At 69.2% G+C, this 21,216-nt stretch carries 18 protein-coding genes; 13 read left to right on the top strand and 5 right to left on the bottom strand.

Annotated features, from left to right (window positions below):
* Nucleotides 1–9: 9 nt before the first annotated feature.
* On the bottom strand, nt 10–4,011 hold the full coding sequence (locus tag BAU06_RS00565; RefSeq protein ID WP_066342802.1) for a DUF6531 domain-containing protein: 4,002 nt from the start codon (nt 4,009–4,011) through the stop codon (nt 10–12).
* A gap of 139 nt (nt 4,012–4,150) precedes the next feature.
* Between BAU06_RS00565 and BAU06_RS00570 the strand changes: the two genes are divergently transcribed.
* Together BAU06_RS00570 and BAU06_RS00575 are read left to right on the top strand one after the other, a co-directional pair.
* Nucleotides 4,151–4,495, top strand: a complete 345-nt coding sequence (locus BAU06_RS00570; protein ID WP_066342805.1) for a DUF1840 domain-containing protein — start codon at nt 4,151–4,153, stop codon at nt 4,493–4,495.
* Between the two features lie 88 nt (nt 4,496–4,583).
* Nucleotides 4,584–4,901: a hypothetical protein gene (locus BAU06_RS00575; RefSeq protein ID WP_066342814.1), complete on the top strand. Its 318-nt coding sequence runs from the start codon at nt 4,584–4,586 to the stop codon at nt 4,899–4,901.
* A 111-nt stretch (nt 4,902–5,012) separates the two neighbouring features.
* On the opposite strand, the gene BAU06_RS00580 is transcribed toward BAU06_RS00575, so the two are convergent.
* Complete coding sequence (locus BAU06_RS00580; protein ID WP_066342815.1) at nt 5,013–6,302, bottom strand: amidase; 1,290 nt, start codon at nt 6,300–6,302, stop codon at nt 5,013–5,015.
* A 285-nt stretch (nt 6,303–6,587) separates the two neighbouring features.
* Between BAU06_RS00580 and BAU06_RS00585 the strand changes: the two genes are divergently transcribed.
* The 11 genes from BAU06_RS00585 to BAU06_RS00635 all read left to right on the top strand — a co-directional run bounded on the left by BAU06_RS00585 (nt 6,588) and on the right by BAU06_RS00635 (nt 18,071).
* Nucleotides 6,588–7,640 carry a LacI family DNA-binding transcriptional regulator gene (locus BAU06_RS00585; protein WP_066342818.1) on the top strand — a complete coding sequence of 351 codons (1,053 nt, stop codon included), beginning with the start codon at nt 6,588–6,590 and terminating at the stop codon, nt 7,638–7,640.
* Nucleotides 7,625–8,650 (top strand): ABC transporter substrate-binding protein, encoded by a 1,026-nt coding sequence (locus BAU06_RS00590; protein WP_066342819.1) that lies wholly within the window; start codon nt 7,625–7,627, stop codon nt 8,648–8,650. The genes BAU06_RS00585 and BAU06_RS00590 overlap by 16 nt, the downstream gene beginning before the upstream one ends.
* Nucleotides 8,650–9,465 carry an ABC transporter permease subunit gene (locus tag BAU06_RS00595; protein WP_066342838.1) on the top strand — a complete coding sequence of 272 codons (816 nt, stop codon included), beginning with the start codon at nt 8,650–8,652 and terminating at the stop codon, nt 9,463–9,465. Before BAU06_RS00590 ends, BAU06_RS00595 begins: the two co-directional genes overlap by 1 nt.
* A gap of 84 nt (nt 9,466–9,549) precedes the next feature.
* Complete coding sequence (locus BAU06_RS00600) at nt 9,550–10,398, top strand: ABC transporter permease (RefSeq protein WP_066342844.1); 849 nt, start codon at nt 9,550–9,552, stop codon at nt 10,396–10,398.
* Nucleotides 10,395–11,384: an ABC transporter ATP-binding protein gene (locus BAU06_RS00605; RefSeq protein WP_066342852.1), complete on the top strand. Its 990-nt coding sequence runs from the start codon at nt 10,395–10,397 to the stop codon at nt 11,382–11,384. Before BAU06_RS00600 ends, BAU06_RS00605 begins: the two co-directional genes overlap by 4 nt.
* A gap of 37 nt (nt 11,385–11,421) precedes the next feature.
* Nucleotides 11,422–12,243, top strand: coding sequence for a phosphodiesterase (locus BAU06_RS00610; protein ID WP_066342868.1), 822 nt, complete (start codon nt 11,422–11,424; stop codon nt 12,241–12,243).
* 97 nt (nt 12,244–12,340) lie between these two features.
* On the top strand, nt 12,341–13,390 hold the full coding sequence (locus BAU06_RS00615) for an ABC transporter ATP-binding protein (protein ID WP_066357604.1): 1,050 nt from the start codon (nt 12,341–12,343) through the stop codon (nt 13,388–13,390).
* 59 nt (nt 13,391–13,449) lie between these two features.
* Nucleotides 13,450–14,742 (top strand): ABC transporter substrate-binding protein, encoded by a 1,293-nt coding sequence (locus BAU06_RS00620; protein ID WP_066342870.1) that lies wholly within the window; start codon nt 13,450–13,452, stop codon nt 14,740–14,742.
* A 132-nt stretch (nt 14,743–14,874) separates the two neighbouring features.
* On the top strand, nt 14,875–15,738 hold the full coding sequence (locus BAU06_RS00625; protein ID WP_066357606.1) for a carbohydrate ABC transporter permease: 864 nt from the start codon (nt 14,875–14,877) through the stop codon (nt 15,736–15,738).
* A gap of 86 nt (nt 15,739–15,824) precedes the next feature.
* A complete protein-coding gene (locus BAU06_RS00630; RefSeq protein ID WP_066342871.1) occupies nt 15,825–16,625 on the top strand; it encodes a carbohydrate ABC transporter permease in 801 nt (266 codons plus the stop codon).
* A 486-nt stretch (nt 16,626–17,111) separates the two neighbouring features.
* Nucleotides 17,112–18,071 carry an RHS repeat-associated core domain-containing protein gene (locus BAU06_RS00635; protein WP_231933965.1) on the top strand — a complete coding sequence of 320 codons (960 nt, stop codon included), beginning with the start codon at nt 17,112–17,114 and terminating at the stop codon, nt 18,069–18,071.
* A gap of 77 nt (nt 18,072–18,148) precedes the next feature.
* Here BAU06_RS00635 and leuA read toward each other — a convergent pair whose 3' ends face one another.
* From leuA to BAU06_RS00650, 3 genes are all read right to left on the bottom strand, one after another.
* Nucleotides 18,149–19,864 carry a 2-isopropylmalate synthase gene (leuA, locus tag BAU06_RS00640; RefSeq protein WP_066342884.1) on the bottom strand — a complete coding sequence of 572 codons (1,716 nt, stop codon included), beginning with the start codon at nt 19,862–19,864 and terminating at the stop codon, nt 18,149–18,151.
* A 205-nt stretch (nt 19,865–20,069) separates the two neighbouring features.
* Entirely contained in the window at nt 20,070–20,294 is a 225-nt protein-coding gene (locus BAU06_RS00645; protein WP_156770115.1) for a hypothetical protein, read from the bottom strand.
* Nucleotides 20,295–20,394: 100 nt separating this feature from the next.
* Complete coding sequence (locus tag BAU06_RS00650) at nt 20,395–21,201, bottom strand: hypothetical protein (RefSeq protein WP_082993463.1); 807 nt, start codon at nt 21,199–21,201, stop codon at nt 20,395–20,397.
* Between the last annotated feature and the right edge of the window lie 15 nt (nt 21,202–21,216).

Raw genomic sequence — 21,216 nt, forward strand, 5'->3', positions numbered from 1 at the left:
TCCCGCGAATTACGGGATGATACCGTGATTTAGCGCGCGGCCGCCCGTCGCGCCGGGTCCGCCGTCCGCCGCGCGCGGCACCGGGGCGGCCTGTGCGCCAGGGGGCAAGGCGTCCAGGCCCAGCGTACGGCGCAGCCAGCCGCGATAGCCGTCCATGTCCACGGTGCCTATCGCGGCATCGTCCCGCTCGGTCCAGTCCTGTACGCGCTGGATGAAGGCTTCCACATCGGCGCGCGCCGCATCGCCGTAGCGCGCGTGGTCTCCCTGCGCCGCCAGCAAGGTATCGCCGCCGCCTTCCAGCACCGCGCGGTCGCCGTCCGCGCGGCGGGCGCGCGGGCCGCGTTCGTCATGCAGCACCGGATTGTCGACGCGCTGGAACGCCGCGGGCGGCGGAAGGAACGCGGCGCCGGCGTGCTCCGCCTGCTTGAGCATCCACGCCAGCGCGACATCCGAAAGATCGCCGCCCGGCCGCGCGCGCTCCGGGTCGGCGGGATGCGGCAGATAGCCGCCGCCGATGTCGCCGTGCGCGCCGATGAACGGCGCCGTGATCACGTTGCGGCCCGTTTCGGGCGGCACGGTCAGGGGGAATAGCCCGCGGCGTTCGTGCAGCGCGACGGCGTGCGCGATCCAGCGCCATTCGGCCGATGCGGCCAGGTTGTAGTCGGCGTTGCGCGACCCCAGCACGCCGAATTGCGCGACCGTGTCGAACAGCCCCATGAAGCGCAGGTCCGCGCAGGCGGTGACCGTGCCCATGGCGGGATCGCGGGTCCAGAAGCGGCCGGCCCGATGGCGGTCGGCGATCATGTTGCCGAAATGCATGGCAAGCGCCGCCCCGCGCGAGTAGCCCAGCAGGTCGATGGCAACCGTGCCGGCGGTGCCGCGGGCCGCGATTTCGCGCAGCAGCGCGCGCCATTGCGTTTCCAGGATGGCGGGAGAGGAACCGCCGGTGGCGGCATCCACCATGCGGGGCGACGCGAAGCCCGGGCCGCGGTGATAGAAGGCCGTGCCGTCCGCATACCAGTCGCTCATCAGCGCGACGTTGGTGCGGGCCTCGCGGTCGCGATTGGTGCCGTCGAACGCGAACAGCAACAGGCCGTGCGGATCGATATGGCGGCGCGGCTGCTGATCGGCATAACCGTACGCCTGGGTGTGCGGCATGGGGCCGGCGGGGTCGGGTTCCAGGTAGTGCCCCGCCCGCGGGTCGTAGGTGCGCAGATAGTTGTCGTGCAGGCCGGTGGCGGGATCGTGGATGTGGCCCGGCTGGCGCAATGGCATGGACAGATCCCCGCCGATCTCGATGGCCGCGCCGGTCGGCGACCACAGGGCGCGCCAGCGCAGCTGCCCGGCCTGGTCCGTGACGGCGTGCGGCATGCCGATGGCGTCGGCATGGATGGCGTGGAACACCGGCATCGGCGACGGGCCGCGGCCATTTTGCAGTGGTCGTGGCCTGGGGTAGCTGATCATCGCCACCGGCACCCAGCCCGCATGGACGAAGCGGTGGGTGACGCCCATGCCCCCCGCGGGCAGCGCGTCGGCGATGGCCGCGAGCCGGTTGAAGGCGTACAGATAGTCCTGGGCGCGGCCGCCGGCGCGGCGGCGGATGCGTTCGCCGTAGGCGTTGTGCGTATAGCGCGCGAGTTCCCTGCCGCCGCGCATGACGGTCCAAAGCCTTCTATCGGGACCGTAGCGCAGCCGCAGTCCGTCGTACTCGACGGGCAGTCCGCTGGCGTCCCGCCCCGGTCGATGGACCAGCGTCGCGTCATCCGCCTGGAGGGCGGCGGAATCGCCGGCCGCGGTCCAGGCATATCGCCATGCCTGCTCCATCGCGCGCCGGGCCTCGTGGCGGCGCAGCGTGGCGGTGGCCGCGGCGAGCCGCCCGTGATCGTCATGGCCGTAGGCGTACGCGCCTTGCCATTCGCCGATGCGCAGGATTTCGCCGGCGATGCGGCCCGCCGCGTCGTGGCGCAGGCGCTGCAGCAGAATGGGGGCGCGGCCCGGCGCGGCGGGGTCGTCCACCGCCAGCGTATCGAGATGGCCGCCACGCAGCAGGCCGCGGGTGCGCAGGCCATTGGCATGCAGATAGCCGCCGCCCGGCGCGGCGCGCAGCAACTCCTGGCGCAGCTGTCCGTGCTGCCAGGCGATGCGCGCGATGCGGCCATCGGCATCGTAGTCGTACGTCAGCCGGCCGCCTTCCGGCAGATCGTGCCGGACCAGGCGGCCCTGGTCGTCCCAGGCATGGCTTTCGCGATAGGCGTAGGGCCTGTCGCCTCGTTCCAGCGCGGGGCGATGCACCGTGCGCGAGAGCAGGCGTCCGCGCGCATCGTGGCGGCGGCTTTCGCGTTCGTGCGGATGATCGATGCGCACGGGCCTGTCGCCCTTCCAGGCGATCGCGCTGCGCAAGGCGGCGTCCGCCGAACGCATGATGATTTCCACCGGCCGCCCCGCATCGTCGTAGGCATGGCGCCAGACATCGCCGTTGGCATAGCGCCGTTCCATGACGCGTCCGGCCGCGTCGCGGCGCCGCGTCTCGCGTCCCGTGGCGTCGGACGACCAGGCAAGCAGCGGGCCGCGCGGACGCAAGGCGTCGAAAGACAGCGACAGGCCCGGCCATCCCGAACCCGCGTCGCGCAGGCCCAGCAGGCCGCCGTTGGCATCGCGCGCCAGATGCAGGCCATCGAGCCGTATCAGGCGCCCGCGCGCGTCGTAGTCCGCCCGCAGGCCCGCCGCCGCGCAGCCGGGGCAGCCGTCGCCCTCCACGCGCAGCAACACGGGCCGTCCGCCCCGCACGACGATATGGAAGTCCGTCGAGCCGGCGCGGCTGCGCACGCGCGTCAGGCCCCCGCCGGGCGAGGGCGTGGACAGATAGGCGATCTCCACGCGATCCCGCGGCGACGCGGGGTCCCCGTGCGTGGACAGCACCGCCCGGCCGCGCGCGTCGTAGGCCCAGCTGTGCGTGCGCAGCGGGGCTGCGTGCGGCGCCGCGCGCCACGCCATGCCCGTGAGCAGATAGGGATGGCCGGCCTGCAACGGGGCTTCATAAAGGTATTCGCGTCGCCATCCCGCGGGATGCGCGACGGCGAGGAGGCGGTACGCGCGGCCGCCCGGCTGGGCGGCGACGCCGGGATGGCGGGCGGGGGATGCGCCGCCGGTGTCCGGCGCCGAGGGGACATCGTGGCTGTACACATAGCTGCCATAGGGCGTGTCGATGCGCGCCAGCCGCGCGCCGGCGGCGCCGGTCTCGTGCGTGAAACGCAGCGCATCGCCGCGTTCGTCCACGACCTCGACGATGGCGCCGGCCCCATGCGCGGCGGTGTCGCGCAGGATACGCACATGATGTCCGGCGGCGTCGGCGATATGCGCCAGCCATCCCCGCGCATCGAATTCCAGCGTGCGGCCATCGGGCCAATGCCAACGCCAATGGACGGCGACCGCGGTCCGCGCCGGGGCGCCGCCTGCCGCCGCCTTGGCGGACCGAAGCGCCTCGGAAGGCGTTTCCGCGTCCGCGCCCGCGGCGTGCCGCACGCGTTCCAGGCGTCCCCGCGCATCGCCGGCCGGCAGGCAGGCCGCGCCGCAGCGGAAGTCCGCGCGGCTGCCGTCCGCTTGCGCGATCTGCACCAGGCCATCCGCCCGTCCCGCGTGCAGGCGCGTGTCGTAGGACAGCGTCCAGCCGCGTCCCAGCGGTCCCGCGCGCGGCTCCATTGCGTTGTAGTGCCGCACGATCTCCAGGCCGACGTGCGTGCCCGGACCCGGCAGATCGACTTCGCGCTGGTACTTGTTGCCCGTGGCCAGATGGATGGGATTGCCCGCGCCCAGGTTCAGCACGGGCGTGGCCGGCCCTTGGCCGGCCGTGTCGCCGGATGGGCAGGGGTGGCCCAGGCGCGAGGCTGCGCAGTGGCCTTCCTGGGCGCCGTGCGCCATCGCGGCGGCGCAGGCCAGCCACGCCGCGGCGAGCGCGCATAGTACCCATCGAAGCGTGCCGCGCGCGGCGGCCTGCTGCTTCACGCACCGCATGCCTTGTCCTCCGTGGACGCAAGCGGCGGCGCACCATGCGCCGCCCGCCGACGAACTGCGTCCAGCATGCGATTGGCAGTCTTGCCGCGTTGGGGTAGTGTATGAATTCGTCTCTAGTGGAAGACCCTGGAATCACATCATGCTGATCACGTTCCGCTCCAAAGCCGGCTCGGAAGTCCTCATGCTTTCGGATCACGCCGCGCCCTTGCTGCGCGCCGCGGGAAAGTCCCTGCCCGACGCGTTCCCGGAAAGGGGCGTCTTTACGCCCGAGCAACTGGACCAGGCCATCGCCGGTATCGAAAAGGCGGTGGCCCTGGCGCCTGAACAGCCGCGCGAGCAGGACCAGGATCCGGATGCGCCGCCGGTGCACCCGATGGCAAGAACCGTCGGCCTGCAGCAGCGCGCATTTCCGCTGCTGGACCTGATGAAGAAGGCCCGCGCCAAGGGCGTCAACGTCACCTGGGAAGCGGCTTCCGCCTGGTGATGCGCCAGGCCGCCGCGACGTATCCGGCGGCCACGCCGCGCCGCAACCGATGCAGCCTATCGCCGCGCACGCGGCACGAGGAAACCCCATGCGCGCAGACGTCTCCATCCTGTACGACGCCCGCCGGGCCGTGCACCTGGTCACGCAGGTGGACCCGACGCCGGACGCCGCGGCCCGCGCGCGCGATTGGTTCGACCGGAATTGGGAGTCGTTCGGCTGCGAGCCGCTGCGCCCCAGCGGCAAGGTCCTGCTGCTGGACAAGATCCTGGGCGTGGCCGACGCCCTGGGTTATGACCTGCTGGCGGCGGATGCCGGCAAGGCGCAGGAATTCGCGCACTACGCCGCGCTGGCGCTGGGACGTTCGCGCATCACCGTGGACCTGCCGGCCTTGACGGTCGGCTATTGAGCAAAACCGCCGCCACGCGCCGCAACGGCGCGAACGATACGCGGATCCTGTGCGGGTACGGCACGCCAGCCTGCGCGGAGCGCGGCTGCCAAGGCCGCCAGCATCGCCGCTTCAGGCCTGCGGCCGCAGCTTGTCGTGCATCCATTTGGCGATGCAGAGCAGCCGGTGGTCATGGCCTCGCGGGCCCACGGCCTGCAAGCCCACCGGCAAGCCATGCGGCCCGTTCATGAAGGGCAGGTGCACGCTGGGCAATCCGAACATGGTCCAGACCCGGCCGAACAGCGGGTCGCCCGTGCCCTGATCGGCGAAGGGCGCCTCGCCCGGGGCGCTGGGCGTCAGCAGGACGTCGAAGCGGTCGAACCAGGCGCCGAGCCGGCCGTACAGATCCTGCGCTCGCCGCAGGTTGGCCTGGTGCCTGGCCTCGTCGATGGTATCGCCGCCCTGCAGCAAGGCCTGCAATCCCGCGCTGATCTGGCTGGCGTGGCTTTCGCGTTCCGCGGCAAGCGAGCGGGCGGCCTCGTAGGCCATGATGTCCGATTGCAGTTGCACCAGCGAGCAGCATTCCGGTAGCAGGTCGACTTCCTGCACCACGGCCTTGGCGCGCGCCAGCGTTTCGATGGCGTGGGCCATCGCGTCGCGCGTTTCCGGCAGCGTGTGGCGCCACTGGGGCGTGCGATAGATACCGATGCGCGGCGGACCGTCATAGTCCAGCCGGCGCAGCTCGGCCTTGTCCATCAGTACGGACGCGACCAGCGCGGCATCGTCCACCGTACGGGTGAAACAGCCCACCGTGTCCAGCGAAGGCGCCAGGACCTTGACGCCCTCGCGGGGGATGGCGCCGAACGTCGGCTTGAACCCGACCACGCCGCAATACGCCGCCGGGCGGATGATGGATGCCGCGGTCTGGGTGCCCAGGGCAAAGGGCACCATGCAGTCGGCCACGGCGGCGGCCGAGCCGCTGGACGAGCCGCCGGGCGTATAGGCGGTGTTGTGGGGATTGCGGGTGGGCGGCGCCTTGAACGTGGCGAATTCCGTGCTGACCGTCTTGCCCGCCACCAGCGCGCCGGCCTGGCGGCAGCGCGTCACGGCGGCAGCGTCCGTGTCGGGACGGTGGTCGCGATAGATCGGCGATCCGTAGGTCGTGGGCAGATCCTGCGTATCGAAGACATCCTTGACGCCGAAGGGCAGGCCATGCAAAGGCCCGGTGATCGGCCCGTTATCCAGGGCCTGCGCATGGGCCAGGGCCGCATCCTTGTCCAGCGCGGCCCACGCATGCACGCTGTCTTCGCGCTGTTCGATGCGCGCGAAGCAGGCGCGCATCAGTTGTACCGCGGACAATTCACGCCGCTGCAACATCCGGACGGCATCGAGCACCGTCAAACGATTCAAAACGATAGCCATTCAATCACTTCCCCAGCGTATGCCATCCGTGTCCAGAGGGGCATGGCATCGCCGTCGGTCCCGCGCCCCCGTGGCGCGTGGCGCCGTCTTCTCTTCAGCACCCATTGTGCCAGCCCTCGCGCCCGAGGCCATACGTGTATTCCCCCAAAAAGCGCCGCAAAGGGCGCCGATGCTTCCAGGAAGCTGAACGGTGGCGCCCCTTGTGCGCGACGCTGCACTGCAATATGGCTGTCATGCGCGGTGCGTAAAGTGAAAACGATTTCAACAAGCAGAGACCCGCCGCCCGTGGCCAGCAAACCCCTGCACCGGCCCTCGATTCTGGATATCGCGCGTGACGCCGGTGTGTCACCCGCGACCGTGTCGCGTGCCTTCAATCGCCCGGAGCTCTTGCGTGCCGATACCTTGCAGCGCATCGAGACGGTCGCGCGCGAGCATGGCTTCCGCCCCAACCGGGTCGGCAGCAGCCTGCGGTCGGGCAACACCCGCACCCTGGGCATGGCCCTGCCCACGCTGTGCAATCCCGTGTTCGCCGAGTGCTTCGAAGGCGCCGAAGCGTGGGCCCATGCCAATGGCTACAGCATCATGGTGACCACCACCGGCTACGACGTGGAACGCGAAGCGGCCGCCGTGCGCAGTCTGCTGGACCATCAGGTGGAAGGCCTGCTGCTGACGGTGGGCAACGCGGCGCGCAGCGCCACCTTGCGCGACCTGGCGCGCGAGGGCCTGCCTTATGTGCTGGTCTATAACGAATCGCCATCCCATCCGTCCGTATCCGTGGACAACATGGCCGCCGCCGGCGATATGGTGCGCTGGCTGGCCGGGCAGGGCCATGCACGCATCGCGCTGGTGACCGGGCCCCTGTCGGCTTCCGACCGCGCGCGCCGCCGCCTGCAGGGCGCGCGGGCCTGCGCGCGCGAGCTGGGCCTGCCCGAGCCCCTGCATCTGCCGATGCCCTTGCATACGGCGGCGAATGCCGACGTGCTGCGCCAGGCCCTGCGGCGACGTCCGGCCCCTACCGCCCTGTTCTGTTCCAACGACCTGCTCGCGGCGTCCGTCATTTCGGCGCTGCGCGGCCTGGGTATGCGCGTGCCCGAGGACGTTTCGGTATGCGGCTTCGACGGCATGCACTTCGCGGCGCTGATGGTGCCGCCGCTGACCACGGTCGAACAGCCCAGCCGCGATATCGGCGCGCAGGCCTGTGCCCAGCTCCTGGCACGCCTGCGCGGCGACGCCGCCGGATCGCCGCGCCTGCCGCATCGCTTGATCACCGGCCGCACCGTCGCGGCCGCCTCTTCCCGTCCCTCCGAACAAGGAATGCCGAAATGCCGCAATTGCTGAACAAGGCCCTGCGCGGTGCCGTCCTGGCCCTGGGCCTGCTGGGCGCCGCGGGACCGCTTGCCGTCGCGCAGGCGCAGACCGCCGTCTGCTACAACTGCCCGCCCGAGTGGGCCGACTGGGGCACGCAACTCAAGGCCATCAAGGAAAAGACCGGCATCCAGGTGCCCGGCGACAACAAGAATTCCGGCCAGGCGCTGGCGTCGATGGCCGCGGAGCGCGCCAACCCCGTGGCCGATGTGGTCTACCTGGGCGTGACCTTCGGCATCCAGGCCGTGCAGGATGGGCTGGTGCAGGCCTACAAGCCCGCGCATTGGGACGACATCCCCGCCGGCATGAAGGATCCGGACGGCAAGTGGTTCGCCATCCATTCCGGCACGCTGGGGCTGATGGTCAACGTCGACGCCCTGCAGGGCAAACCGGTCCCGCAATCGTGGCAGGACCTGCTCAAGCCCGAATACCGCGGCATGGTGGGTTACCTGGACCCGGCCTCGGCCTTCGTCGGCTATGTGGGCGCGGTGGCCATCAACCAGGCCCTGGGCGGCAGCCTGGACGACTTCGGCCCCGCCATCGACTGGTTCAGGAAGATGCGCGCCAACGCGCCCATCGTGCCCAAGCAGACCGCCTATGCGCGCGTGCTGTCCGGCGAGATCCCCATCCTGATCGACTACGACTTCAATGCCTACCGCGCCAAGTACAAGGACGGCGCCAATGTGCAATTCGTCATCCCGAAGGAAGGCACGATCGCCGTGCCCTACGTCATGAGCCTGGTGGCCAACGCGCCGCACGCCGACAATGGCCGCAAGGTGCTGGACTTCACGCTGTCCGACCAGGGACAGGCGATCTGGGCCAATGCCTACCTGCGTCCGGTACGCGCCAGCGCGGTCTCGCCCGAAGCACAGAAGAAGTTCCTGTCGGCGTCGGAATACGCGCGTGCCGGCACCGTCGACTACGCCAAGATGGCGGCGGTGCAGCGCGCTTTCTCGGAACGTTATTCCAAGGAAGTGAACTGATGGCGCGCCGCGGCTGGATGCCCTTTGCCGCGCCGGCCGCGGCGCTGTTCCTGGCCTTCTGGCTGCTGCCGATGGCGCGGCTTGCCCTGACGGGCTTCACCGTGCGCGACGGCGCCAGCGCCTATTGGACGGTGATCGGCCACGCGCAATACTGGCGCAGCCTGTTCAATACGGCCGCGTTGTCCCTGGCGGCGTCGCTGGCGACCCTGGCGGTGGCGCTGCCGGTGGGCCGGTTCCTGGCCGCGCATCCGCGTTTCCCGGGCCGCGGGCTGCTGATGGGCATGTTGACTTTCCCGCTGGCCTTTCCGGGCGTGGTGGTGGGTTTCCTGATCATCCTGCTGGCGGGACGCCAGGGCCTGGCCAGCACCGTGTCGCGCTGGCTGACCGGCGAGCCGCTGGTTTTCGCCTACGGCATGGCCGGCCTGTTCCTGGGCTATCTGTATTTTTCGCTGCCACGCACCATAGGCATGGTGGCCGCGGCGGCCTCGCAGATCGATACCGCCATGCTGGAGGCCGCGGGCACGCTGGGCGCCGGCGCCTGGCGGCGTTTCGCCGATGTGGAATTGCCGGCCCTGCGGCCCGCGCTGGCGGCGGCCGGCGCCATGTGCTTCGCCACCAGCATGGGCGCGTTCGGCACCGTATTCACCCTTGGCACCCAGATCGACGTCCTGCCCGTGACCATCTACAACGAGTTCACCAATTACGCCAACATTCCCGTGGCGGCCGCCTTGTCCATCGTGCTGGGCGGCGTGACGTGGGCCATTCTTTATCTGGCGCACAGCCTGTCCGGCGAGCGCGCCGGCGCGGCGGCATAGCGCGCACGGCCACCATGAACGAAGCCCGCATGCGCCCGCCCGCATCCCGCCGCGAGACGCCCACCCTTCCGACGCAAGACCCGTATGCGACCCTCTACGCTTGAATCCCGCCTGGGCCTGCTGGCGACGCTGGCGGTCGCGGCTTTCCTCATCGGGCCGGTGATCATGTCCGTGCTGGCGGGCCTGACACGCAACGCTTTCGTGGGGCTGTCCAGCGGCCTGACCCTGCGCTGGGTGGCGCAGGTGTGGGATCTGTACGCCGACACGGTGTGGCGTTCGCTGGCCGTGGCGGTCGCCACGCTGTGCGCCTGCCTGCTGGCGGGCGTGCCGGCGGCCTGGGCCCTGACCGTGCACCGGGGCCGCCTGGCCGGCGCGTTCGAGGCCCTGCTTACCCTGCCGGTGGCGGTGCCGGGGCTTGCCACCGCGCTGGCGTTGATCGTTTCCTGGGGCACGTTCGGCGCGCTGCGCGGCAGCGTCGCCTTCATCGTCATCGGGCACGTGCTGTTCACGCTGCCCTTCATGGTGCGCGCCGCCCAGGCCAGCATGGCCCTGGCGGGCCTGGCGGCGCTGGACCAGGCAGCGGCCACGCTGGGCGCGTCGCGCGCGCAGCGCTTCTTCCATATCGTCGTGCCCAACGCCATGCCCGGCATCCTGACCGGTTCCCTGACGGTGCTGACGCTGTCGGTGGGCGAATTCAACCTGACCTGGCTGCTGCATACGCCGCTGACCAAGACATTGCCGGTCGGCCTTGCCGACAGCTATGCCTCGATGCGGCTGGAAATCGGCTCGGCCTATACGCTGGTATTCCTGCTCATGATCATGCCCCTGCTGCTCGGCCTGCAATGGCTCGCCGGCCGCGCCACCGTGCCGGGCGCCGCCGCCGCTTCTTCCCCGCGCGCCATGTCCCGGCTACCGACGAGGGAGACGCCATGACTCCCGCCGTCGCCATCGCCCTGCGGCAATGCGCGAAGACGTGGCCGGACGGCACGCGCGCGCTGCATCCCGTCGACTTGAACGTGCCGGGCGGCTCCACGCTGGCCTTGCTGGGCCCTTCGGGCTGCGGCAAGACGACCCTGCTGCGCATGTTGTGCGGGCTGGAGACACCCGATGCGGGCGGCCGCATTTTCTTCGACGACGAAGACGTGACCGCGCAGCCGCCGCAGGCGCGTGGCGTGGGCGTGGTATTCCAGAGCTATGCGCTGTTTCCCAACATGACGGTGGCCGGCAATGTGGCCTATGGCCTGCGAGTGCGCGGTATGCCGGCGGCGGCGCGCGATGCCCGCGTGCGCCAGATGCTGGACCTGGTGCGGCTGGGCGACCATGCCGGGCGCCGCATCGGGCAGCTGTCCGGCGGCCAGCGCCAGCGCGTGGCCCTGGCCCGTGCGCTGGCCGTCCAGCCGCGCGTGCTGCTGCTGGACGAGCCGCTGACGGCGCTGGACGCGAAGCTGCGCGAGCAATTGCGCGTGGAACTGGCCCAATTGCTGCGCGAACTGGCGATCACCACCGTGATCGTCACCCACGACCAGGAAGAAGCCATGATGCTCGGCGACCGCATCGCCGTGATGTCGGCCGGGCGACTGGAGCAGACAGGCACCGCCGAATCGCTGTACCGCGCGCCCGCCACCGAGTTCGTCGGCGGCTTCCTGGGCACGCTGTGCCGCATCCACGGGCGCCTGGATGGCGGCGTGCTGGTGCCGGGCAGTGCGGCGCTTGCCTTCCGCCCGCACGAGGCCGAATTGCTGCCGGCGCGGGACACGGCCATGGGCGCCCGCATCGTCGCGCGTTTTTTCCTGGGCGCGGCGATCCGCTTCGAAGTCCGCCTGGACGACGGGCAAGGCTTCCCGGTGATGGCGCCCGCCGACAGCCGCTACGCCGTGGGCGACCGCGTGGCGGTGCGCCTGGCGCGTCCCTTCGCCTGACGCCACCCATATCCGTTCAATCCTCCGGTATCCGCACATGCTTATTGCGCAGCTCAGCGATCTTCACATCCGCCTGCCGGGCCAGAAGGCCTATCGGGTCGTGGCCACCGATGCCTTCCTGCCGCCCGCCATCGCGGCGATCAATGCCCGGCGTCCCCGGCCGGACGTCGTGGTGATCTCCGGCGACCTGGTCGACTTCGGCCGGCCCGCCGAATACGCCCACCTCAAGCGCATGCTGGACGCCCTGGAAGCGCCCTACCTGCTGCTGCCGGGCAATCATGACGACCGCGACGTGCTGGCGGATGTCTTCGTCGACCACCCCTCGCTGCAGGGTTGCGACGGCTATGCGCAATACGTCGTCGACGACTACGCGGTGCGCATCGTGGTGCTGGATACGGTGGTGCCCGGCCGGAGCCACGGCGCGCTGTGCGAGCGCCGCCTGTCCTGGCTGGCCGGCCGGCTGGCCGAGCAGCCGGCCAGGCCCACGGTGCTGGTCATGCACCATCCGCCTTTCCGGACCGGCATCGGGCATATGGATGCCATCGGCCTGCTGCAGGGGGCGGAGGAACTGGCCCGCATCGTCGGCCGGCACGGCAACATCGAACGCATCCTTTGCGGACACCTGCATCGCAGCATCTACCGCCGCTTCGCGGGCACCATCGCTTCCACTTGCCCCAGCCCGGCGCACCAGGTCGCGCTGGACCTGCGCCAGGACGCGCCCTCTGCCTTTGTGATGGAGCCGCCCGCCTACATGCTGCACGAATGGCGCGACGGCGGCTTGGTGAGCCATCTGGCCTACGTCGATGCCTATCCCGGGCCCTACCCTTTCCACGAGGGCGGCGCGCTGATCGACGAATGAGCGCCGATGCCATCGTCCCGTCATGTTCGCACTGCACAATGAAAAGGATTTCATTTGCAGTCACAATAGCCCGGCCGCATACAAGGACCGAGGGGACATGGCAGCCATCGTTCTCGAACAATTGACCAAGCAGTATGCCGACACCGCCGCGATCCGCGAGGTCAGCGTGGTCGTGCCCGCGGGCAGCTTTACCGTCCTGCTGGGACCGTCCGGGTGCGGCAAGTCGACCACCTTGCGCATGATCGCCGGCCTGGATACGCCGACGTCCGGACGCATCCTGATCGGCGACCGCGACGTCACGCACCTGCCGCCGGCGCAGCGCCGCATCGCCATGGTGTTCCAGTCGTATGCGCTGTTCCCGCACCTGAACGTGCGCGAGAACATCCTGTTCGGCCTGAAGGTACGCAAGGAACCCCGCGCCGCCTACGAGCAGCGGCTGGCGCGGGTGGCCGAATTGCTGGGCTTGCAAAAACTGCTGGATCGCAAGCCGGCGCAGCTGTCCGGCGGCCAGCAGCAGCGGGTCGCGCTGGGCCGCGCCGTGATCTCCGAGGCGCCGGTCTGCCTGATGGACGAACCGCTGTCCAATCTGGACGCACAGCTGCGGCACGACATGCGCCGCGAGATCCGGGCGCTGCAGCGCCAGCTGGGCATGACCATGGTGTACGTCACGCATGACCAGACCGAGGCCATGAGCATGGCGGACCAGATCGTGCTGCTGCGCAACGGCGCGGTGGAGCAGCGCGATACGCCGGATGGGCTGTACGCCCGGCCCGCGACGGAATTCGCCGCGCGCTTCATCGGCACGCCGCCCATGAACCTGCTGCTGCTGGATACCGTGGGCGGCGTCCGCGTGCTGGCCGGCACGGGCGAGCCGCCGGTGGCGGGCGCGCCGGCGGGCGCGGCGCGGCTGGGCGTGCGGCCGGAGCACATCCGCCTGGCGCCGCAAGGGCGTCCCGCGATCGTGCAAGGCGTCGAGTACTTCGGCGCCGACTCCATCGTCACCTGCGCGGTGGGGGCCAGCGCGGGCATCGCCGTGCGCCTGACGGGCCATGCCACGGTCGCCGCGGGCGACCGGGTGTGCCTGGACTGGGCCCCGGAACGCCAGCATTTCTTCGACGCCCAGGGCGGTGCCCTGCCGCCGTCATGATCCCGCGGCACCATGCTGCTTGCTCCACGCCGTTCTCTTTCCCCATCCAGGAAGCCACTATGCGACGCACCGTATTGAAGAGCCTTGCCGCCGTCATGGCCGGCGCGCTGTTTTCCCTGCCCGTTCACGCCGCACCGGCCGTGGACGTGGAGTTCTATTACCCCGTGGCGGTGGGCGGCCCCATCACCAAGATCATCGACACGATGGTGGCGGACTTCCACAAGGAAAACCCCGACATCAACATCAAGCCCGTCTATGCCGGTACCTACCAGGACTCCATCGCCAAGGTCTTGACGGCCATGAAGGGCGGCCAGCCGCCGCAACTGGCCGTGCTGCTGTCCACCGACATGTACACGCTGATCGACGAGGACGCCATCGTGCCCATCGACGGTCTGGCCGGCGATGCGGCCGGCAAGCAGTGGCTGGGCGGTTTCTATGACGCCTTCATGCAGAACAGCCGCACGGGCGGCCACGTATGGGGCGTGCCCTTCCAGCGCTCCACCATCGTCATGTACTACAACAAGGATCTGTTCAAGGCCGCGGGCCTGGATCCCGAGCGCCCGCCCGCCACGTGGCAGGAACTGGTCGACGCCGCCACCAGGCTGACCCGGAAAGACACCTCCGGCAACGTGACGCAGTGGGGCCTGGAAATCCCCTCCGGCGGCGCTTTCGCATATTGGCTGTTCCAGGCGCTGACCACGCCCAATGGCGCCATCCTGATGAACGAGGCCGGCAACCAGGTCATGCTGGACAAGCCCGCGGTCGTCGAGGCCGCGCAGTTCTGGCGCGACCTTGCGGCCAAGCACGGCGTGATGCCCACCGGCACCATAGACTGGGGCACCACGCCCAAGGATTTCCTGGAGAAGAAGGCCGCCATCGTCTGGACCACCACCGGCAATCTGACCAACATCCGCGCCAACGCCTCCTTCCCCTTCGGCGTGGCGATGATGCCCAAGAAGGTACGCGGCGGCAGCCCCACCGGCGGCGGCAACTTCTATATCTTCAAGAGCGGCACGCCGGCGCAGCAGCAGGCCGCGCTGAAATTCGCGCAATGGGCCACCTCGCCCGAGCGTGCCGCCGACTGGAGCATCGCCACCGGCTATGTGGCCGTCACCCCCGCCGCGTGGGAGACGCCCAAGATGAAGCAGTACGCGCAGGAGGTGCCGGCCGCCACGGTGGCGCGCGACCAGCTGGCGGTCAGCGTGGCGGAGTTCTCCACGCACGAGAACCAGCGCGTCACCAAGGTGCTGAACGATGCGCTGCAGGCCATCCTGACCGGCGCGAAGCCCGCGCAGCAGGCCTTGACGGATGCGCAGCGCGAGGCGGACCGTATCCTGCGTCCTTACCGCTAAACCCCAAGCCGGTCGGCGGTAACCGAAGACCAGGCGCATGAAGGAGATGCCATGAAGGCGGACGGCATGAAGGCAGTCGCGGCCGGCAACCCCGGCAAGGTCCGACGTGCGTCCGCCACGTCCGCGCGGACGATGAAAGCGGTGCATGCCTGGCTGCTGTTGCTGCCGGCGGTGACGCTGCTGGCGGCTTTCACGCACTATCCGGCCGTCGCCACCCTTTGGCACAGCTTCTTTTCCACGCCCAAGGGCCGCCGGCCCGCGGTATTCGTCGGCCTGGACAACTACCAGGCCATGCGCGACGACCCGGTGTTCTGGCAGGCCTTGTGGAACAACCTGTGGTTCGCGCTCGGCACGGTGCCGGCGTCCGTCGCCCTGGCCCTGGTCATGGCCTTGTGGGTCAACCGCAAGCTGGCGGGGCGGGGCTTCCTGCGCCTGTCGTATTTCACGCCCACGGTGCTGCCCATGGTGGCCGTGGCCAACATCTGGTTGTTCTTCTATACGCCGCAATACGGCCTGATCGCGCAGGTCATGCAGGTCTTCGGCTTGCCCGGCGTGAACTGGCTGGGTTCGCGCGAAACCGCCTTGCCGGCGCTGATGCTGGTGTCCGTGTGGAAGGAAGCCGGCTTCTTCATGGTGTTCTATCTGGCGGCACTGCAAGGCGTGTCGCCTTCCCTGCGCGAGGCCGCCATGCTGGAGGGCGCTTCGCGCTGGCAGTACTTCTGGCGCGTGCTGTGGCCCTTGCTCATGCCCACTACGCTGTTCGTCGTCATCAACGCGTTGATCAATGCCTTCCGCCTGGTCGACCATGTGGTGGTGATGACGCGCGGCGGTCCGGACAACGCCAGCAACCTGCTGCTTTTCTACATCTACCAAGTCGGCTTCAGTTTCTGGGATACCGCCTATGCGGCCACGCTGACGGTGGTGCTGCTGGCGGTCCTGGGCCTGGCGGCACTGCTGAAGTTCCGCTGGCTGGACAAAAGGACGCATTACCAATGAAGCGCGCCCCGGCTCTTCTCCATGCAGCCCGCGCGGCGGCCTCCAGCCCGGCGACACCGGCCCGCGCCGGCTTCGCATTCCCCGGCGTGGGCACCACGCTGGATACCGCCGGCGCATGGCTGCTGGGCATCCTGTGGATCCTGCCGCTGCTCTATGCCGTCTGGGCCGCCATCCATCCGCCCGCCTACGCCACCCGCTTCGACCTGTTCGCGCCGCTCACGCTGGAGAACTTCGCGCGCGCCTGGGACGCGGCGCCTTTCCCGCGCTATTTCCTGAATACTTTCTTCCTGGTCACCATGGTGCTGGCCGCGCAACTGGTGCTGTCCACGCTGGCGGGCTATGCCTTCGCGCGCTTCGAGTTCCGCGGCCGCGATACCCTGTTCCTGCTGGTGCTGTTGCAGCTGATGGTGATGCCGGACGTGCTGATCGTGGAAAACTACCGCACCATGACGTGGCTGGGCATCCGCGACACCGTCTTCGCCATCGGCCTGCCGTATTTCGCCTCCGCCTTCGGCATCTTCCTGCTGCGCCAGACCTTCAAGACCATCCCGCGCGAACTGGAAGAGGCCGCGCGCGTGGAAGGCGCCAACGGCTGGCAGATCCTGATGAAGGTGTATGTGCCGCTGGCCCGTCCCACCTATATCGCCTACGGCCTGGTGTCGGTCAGTTATCACTGGAATAACTTCCTGTGGCCGCTGATCATCACCAATTCGGTCAATACACGGCCGCTGACGGTGGGCCTTCAGGTGTTTTCCTCCACCGACCAGGGCATAGACTGGTCCGTCATCACCGCGGCAACCCTGTTGTCGGCCGCTCCCCTGTTGATCGCCTTCCTGCTCTTCCAGCGGCAGTTCGTGCAATCCTTCCTGCGCGCCGGGATCCGCTAGGCCGGCCGCCACCGGGCGGCGCGGCATCCGGGATCCGCAACCGGGGGCGGGAACGGCATCGGTTTCGTCATCCAGGCATACCGGAAACGGCGACCTGGCTGCCGCCGCCATCGCCATCCCGGCGCGCGAAGCCGCGGATGCGCCGTTGTATGATTTTGCTGCGCGCGCGGGGCGCGCCCTGAGGCTACGTCATAACAACATCGAGAGTCAGGAACCCATGGCGGCACGCAGCGTCGCGCTTCTGCTTCCGAAGCGCCTGGGCGGGCCTGGCGCGGCTCCAGGATCGGCGGCCGGCCTAGCCGCGGGGACGTGCGCGGGCCGTGCCCGCGAGCCGGGCGGCGGCGGCCCGGCCGGGCCAGGCAAGGCGGCCGTTTCGCGCGCCTACCCACCGTCCGGTCGGCGATTCAAAACAATACGGACCTCGCGCAGTGGTCCTCCGGCTCCGCGCGGGGCATGCTGGCAATATCGTCCGCGCGGAGAATCGCGATGAGCTTGAGGTCATGCCTGCGTTACGCCGGTAGCCCCACCGATGCAGCCACCGGCGCCTACCCCCTAGGACATGGGTATCGTTGGTTCATGCCCGCGCTGATGCGCTTCAACGCGCCGGACGATGGCAGTCCGTTCGGCCACGGCGGCCTGCATTGCTACAGCTATTGCGACGGCGACCCGATCAACCGCTTCGACCCGTCCGGACATTCCTGGGAAACGGCCGTGCGGGAGGCAGGTCTCGATTTCCACAGCATCCGGCCCGCGGACGCACCCATAGGCGTCGATGTGGCCTCCGACGCGGCGCGGGCCGCATCCGGCGACATGGATGCCCCGGGCACTTCCTCGGGTACGCTGCAACGCGATATCGCGCAGCGCAAGCAGGATCTTCTGCAGCAAGCCCTGGATGCACAGCGTAACTTCGTCCCGGGACGCGATCATCCCGATGCGCCGTCTCCCAAGCGGCCGCGCCTGGGTCCGTCTCCCCGCGCGCTTGCCACCTTGGCGCCGATGCCGGCCCCGCCCAGCGTGGGGCCCGTCCCCCCGCCTCTCGATTTCCGAGCGTTGCTGGATCGCGCCTTGAACACGGCGCGGACCCGGCGGGCTGAGCTGGAATCCACCTTGCGAATGTTGAGTCCGGACCTGGCGGTCGCGGAGTTGTTCGGCTACAACGTGTCGGCGTTCGTGCAGCCGGTAGTGGGATGGGCGCCCCAGAAGGATTTCGTCGTGAACGAGTTTGCCTTCTACCTGGAGGCCCGCGCCGAGGTCGCGCGCAGCGGCCGGACTTTCCATGTATCGCAATACATGGCGCTGGATGACTTCGCCAGGGCGATGGGCGCCTCGCCCGGCCGATACACGCGGGTACGCGTCCGCGCCTACTGGCCCGAAATGCGCGCGCCCGGCGGCGGGGTGTTGTTCTCTCCGGACCGATACCGGCAATACCTGGAGTTCTTTCAATAGGCGCCGGCGGCAGGGCGCCGGCGCAGGATGGCCACACCGGCCGGGCAGGCCGAGCTGCCTGCCCGACCGGCACGGGCTTATACCGCGACGGCCTCGGCCGCCGGCGCTTCCTGCGCGGCCTCGGCGGCCTTCAGGTGGCGGTTCACCGCGCACAGAACGGCCTGGAACGATGCCGTGACGATGTCGCGATCCACGCCCACGCCGAAGCCGGTGGCGGAGTCGCCGACGCGCACTTCGATATAGCTGGCCGCCCGCGTGTCCGAGCCCGCGCCGATCGCATGCTCGTGATAGTCCATCACGCGTGCCGGCATGCCCAGCGCGGCCACGAAGGCCGAAATCGCGCCGTTGCCTTCGCCGCTGATGGTGCGCCGCTGGCCGTCGACCTCGACATCGGCCTCCACGCGGAAATGCTTGGACTCGGCCGCGGAAGGATCGCCCACGATGCGATGCCCGATCAGCTTCCAGGGCGCCTTCTGGTCCAGGTATTCCTTCTTGAAGATGTCGTAGACGTCCGTGGCGCTGACTTCGCGGCCGGTTTCGTCGGTGACGCGCTGGATGGCGCGGCTGAATTCGATCTGCAGGCGGCGCGGCAGGACCAGGCCGTGCTCCTGTTCCAGCAGATAGGACACGCCGCCCTTGCCAGACTGGCTGTTGACGCGGATGACGGCGTCGTAGCTGCGGCCCAGGTCGGCCGGGTCGATGGGCAGGTAGGGCACTTCCCAGGGCGCATCGGCCTGCTGCTGCGCGAAGCCTTTCTTGATGGCATCCTGGTGCGAGCCGGAAAACGCGGTAAAGACCAGGTCGCCCGCATAGGGGTGGCGCGGATGCACCGGCAGCTGGTTGCAGTATTCCGCGCAGCGCCGGACTTCATCGATGTCCGAGAAATCCAGGCCCGGGTGCACGCCCTGGGTGTACAGGTTCAGGGCCAGCGTGACCAGATCGACGTTGCCCGTGCGTTCGCCGCTGCCGAACAGGCAGCCTTCGATGCGGTCGGCGCCCGCCATCACCGCGAATTCCGCGGCCGCCACGGCGGTGCCGCGGTCATTGTGCGGATGCACGCTCAGCACGATGCTGTCGCGGCGCGCCAGGTTGCGATGCATCCATTCGATCTGGTCGGCATACAGGTTGGGCGAGGTCGCTTCGATGGTGGCCGGCAGGTTCACGATCATCTTGGCGTCCGGCGTGGGCTGCCATACCGCCGTTACCGCATTGACGACGTCCAGCGCGAATTCCGGCTCCGTCGTGCTGAAGACCTCGGGCGAGTATTGGTAGCCCCATCGGGTTTCCGGATGACGCGCCACGGCGGCCTTGACCATTTCGGTGCCGGTGGTGGCGATCTTCTTGATCTCGTCCTTGCTCATGTTGAAGACGATCTTGCGGAAAGCCGGCGCCACCGCGTTGTACAGGTGCACGATGGCCCGGTGCGCGCCCGCCGCCGCTTCCACCGTGCGCAGGATCAGGTCTTCGCGCGATTGCGTCAGCACGATGATGACGACGTCCTGCGGGATGCGCTTTTCCTCGATGAGCTTGCGCACGAAGTCGAAGTCCGTCTGCGATGCGGAAGGAAAGCCGACTTCGATCTCCTTGAAGCCGATCTTCACCAGTTGCTCGAAGAACCGCAGCTTGCGCTCTACGCTCATCGGCTCGATCAGGGACTGGTTGCCGTCGCGCAGGTCCGTGCTCATCCAGATCGGCGGCTGGGTGATGCGCCGGCTGGGCCAGGTGCGTTCGGCATAGTCCTGCTTGAACGGGACGAAGGGGCGGTATTTCTGTGCGGGGTTGGCGAGCATCATCAGGGTTACCTCGGGCATGGAGCATGAATCCCGGTATGCGGCGGCGCGCGGGGCAATGTCGCCGTCGGGCCGGGGCCCACGGCGCGCTGCCGCGGACCTTCGCGTTGGCGGCCTGTTCAGCGCTTGCTGGCCGGACCCGCCGGGGATTCGTGTTTTAAAAGGAGAAGTCGTTGTGGCGCAACGGCTGCCGAACTGCCACGGGACGCTAGGCCCGGCAACCGATCGGTAGTTGTAGCGATAGCGCCAGCGCGCCGGCGGCGGAGCCAGCGGGGGACAGTGCGGCCGGCATGGCGAGCGCCACGTCGGCGTGAGCGGACACCGCTGCATGCCCGCGTTGCGCGAGACGCAAGCCGCCCATCGGCGCGTCGAGGCGTCCGGTGGTCATCGCGAGGAAGGTGCGGTGTGCGGCCATGGGTGTGATGATGGGCAAGCCATAAGTCAACCACATTTCAGTGGATGATGCAAATGGTCGAGGGCTGGCGCGGGGCGCGCGTTCAACGGCAAGCCCATGCCGCGGCAGGGATCGCGGCCTACTTGATGGGCCCGATCCGCGGCTCGATATGCCGCGGCGGGTCCTCTGGATCGCCTGTTCCAGGCCGGGCCGCGCCAGGCCGGGCCGCGCCAGGCTGGGCCGCGCCGGGCTGGGCCGCGCCGGGCCGGTACAGGCCTGGTTCATCCGCTGGGATGCCCGCCCGCACGGCGCGGCGGCGTTCGCCCGGCAAGTCCCGCCCGCCGGCCAGCGGCTCGCCCGGGCGGCGATCCAGGCGCTCGGTGCGCTCGCCGCGGTCCATCCGGCCGGGAACCGAGGCGGGTATGCCTAGCAGGGCCTCTTGTTCGCGTACCATGCCGATCTTGGCGATGCGACCGTGGCGGATCTCCCAAAGGGTCCGTTGCAGATCGCCAACAGTAAAGGGCTCGTCGCGGCTGCCCCAGCTCCATCGCATGACGGCGATGACTTCGTCGCTGAGTTCCCCGGCCAGGTCGGCGAAGGTATCGGCGGGGACAGGGCGCAGGCGGGCGGCTTCCATGTTTCCGCGCAGCCACGCCCTTACGCTGAAGAACACGATCAGGGACCAGATGGCGGCCACCGCCCACCAGAGGTAGGGATTGATGCGGTTCAGGAGTTCGATGGTGGAAGCGCCCAGCGGATGCAGGAATTGATAGTCCAGCGTGGCGCCGAAAGCCAGGATACGTTGCGCCACCAGCAGCCAGATCACCAGCGCGATGGCGATGACGATCGCCCGGGCGACAAGGCGGGGAGACGACAGTTTCAGCAGTGTCTGGCGGATCAGACGGCTATCCTGGCGTACGCGTTCGGGCGAAGTCGGGTTCATCATGCAAAATATTGTACC

It is taken from the genome of Bordetella bronchialis, assembly GCF_001676705.1.
Lineage (GTDB): Bacteria > Pseudomonadota > Gammaproteobacteria > Burkholderiales > Burkholderiaceae_B > Bordetella_C > Bordetella_C bronchialis.

What these genes read in the sequence shown, in the direction of transcription:
- BAU06_RS00650 (WP_082993463.1), bottom strand. Translation starts at nt 21,201, where the DNA reads ATGATGAACCCGACTTCGCCCGAACGCGTACGCCAGGATAGCCGTCTG.
- BAU06_RS00565 (WP_066342802.1), bottom strand. Translation starts at nt 4,011, where the DNA reads ATGCGGTGCGTGAAGCAGCAGGCCGCCGCGCGCGGCACGCTTCGATGG.
- BAU06_RS00605 (WP_066342852.1), top strand. Translation starts at nt 10,395, where the DNA reads ATGACTCCCGCCGTCGCCATCGCCCTGCGGCAATGCGCGAAGACGTGG.
- BAU06_RS00635 (WP_231933965.1), top strand. Translation starts at nt 17,112, where the DNA reads ATGAGCTTGAGGTCATGCCTGCGTTACGCCGGTAGCCCCACCGATGCA.
- BAU06_RS00600 (WP_066342844.1), top strand. Translation starts at nt 9,550, where the DNA reads ATGCGACCCTCTACGCTTGAATCCCGCCTGGGCCTGCTGGCGACGCTG.
- BAU06_RS00575 (WP_066342814.1), top strand. Translation starts at nt 4,584, where the DNA reads ATGCGCGCAGACGTCTCCATCCTGTACGACGCCCGCCGGGCCGTGCAC.
- BAU06_RS00625 (WP_066357606.1), top strand. Translation starts at nt 14,875, where the DNA reads ATGAAAGCGGTGCATGCCTGGCTGCTGTTGCTGCCGGCGGTGACGCTG.
- BAU06_RS00570 (WP_066342805.1), top strand. Translation starts at nt 4,151, where the DNA reads ATGCTGATCACGTTCCGCTCCAAAGCCGGCTCGGAAGTCCTCATGCTT.
- BAU06_RS00620 (WP_066342870.1), top strand. Translation starts at nt 13,450, where the DNA reads ATGCGACGCACCGTATTGAAGAGCCTTGCCGCCGTCATGGCCGGCGCG.
- BAU06_RS00580 (WP_066342815.1), bottom strand. Translation starts at nt 6,302, where the DNA reads ATGGCTATCGTTTTGAATCGTTTGACGGTGCTCGATGCCGTCCGGATG.
- leuA (WP_066342884.1), bottom strand. Translation starts at nt 19,864, where the DNA reads ATGATGCTCGCCAACCCCGCACAGAAATACCGCCCCTTCGTCCCGTTC.
- BAU06_RS00590 (WP_066342819.1), top strand. Translation starts at nt 7,625, where the DNA reads ATGCCGCAATTGCTGAACAAGGCCCTGCGCGGTGCCGTCCTGGCCCTG.
- BAU06_RS00595 (WP_066342838.1), top strand. Translation starts at nt 8,650, where the DNA reads ATGGCGCGCCGCGGCTGGATGCCCTTTGCCGCGCCGGCCGCGGCGCTG.
- BAU06_RS00615 (WP_066357604.1), top strand. Translation starts at nt 12,341, where the DNA reads ATGGCAGCCATCGTTCTCGAACAATTGACCAAGCAGTATGCCGACACC.
- BAU06_RS00610 (WP_066342868.1), top strand. Translation starts at nt 11,422, where the DNA reads ATGCTTATTGCGCAGCTCAGCGATCTTCACATCCGCCTGCCGGGCCAG.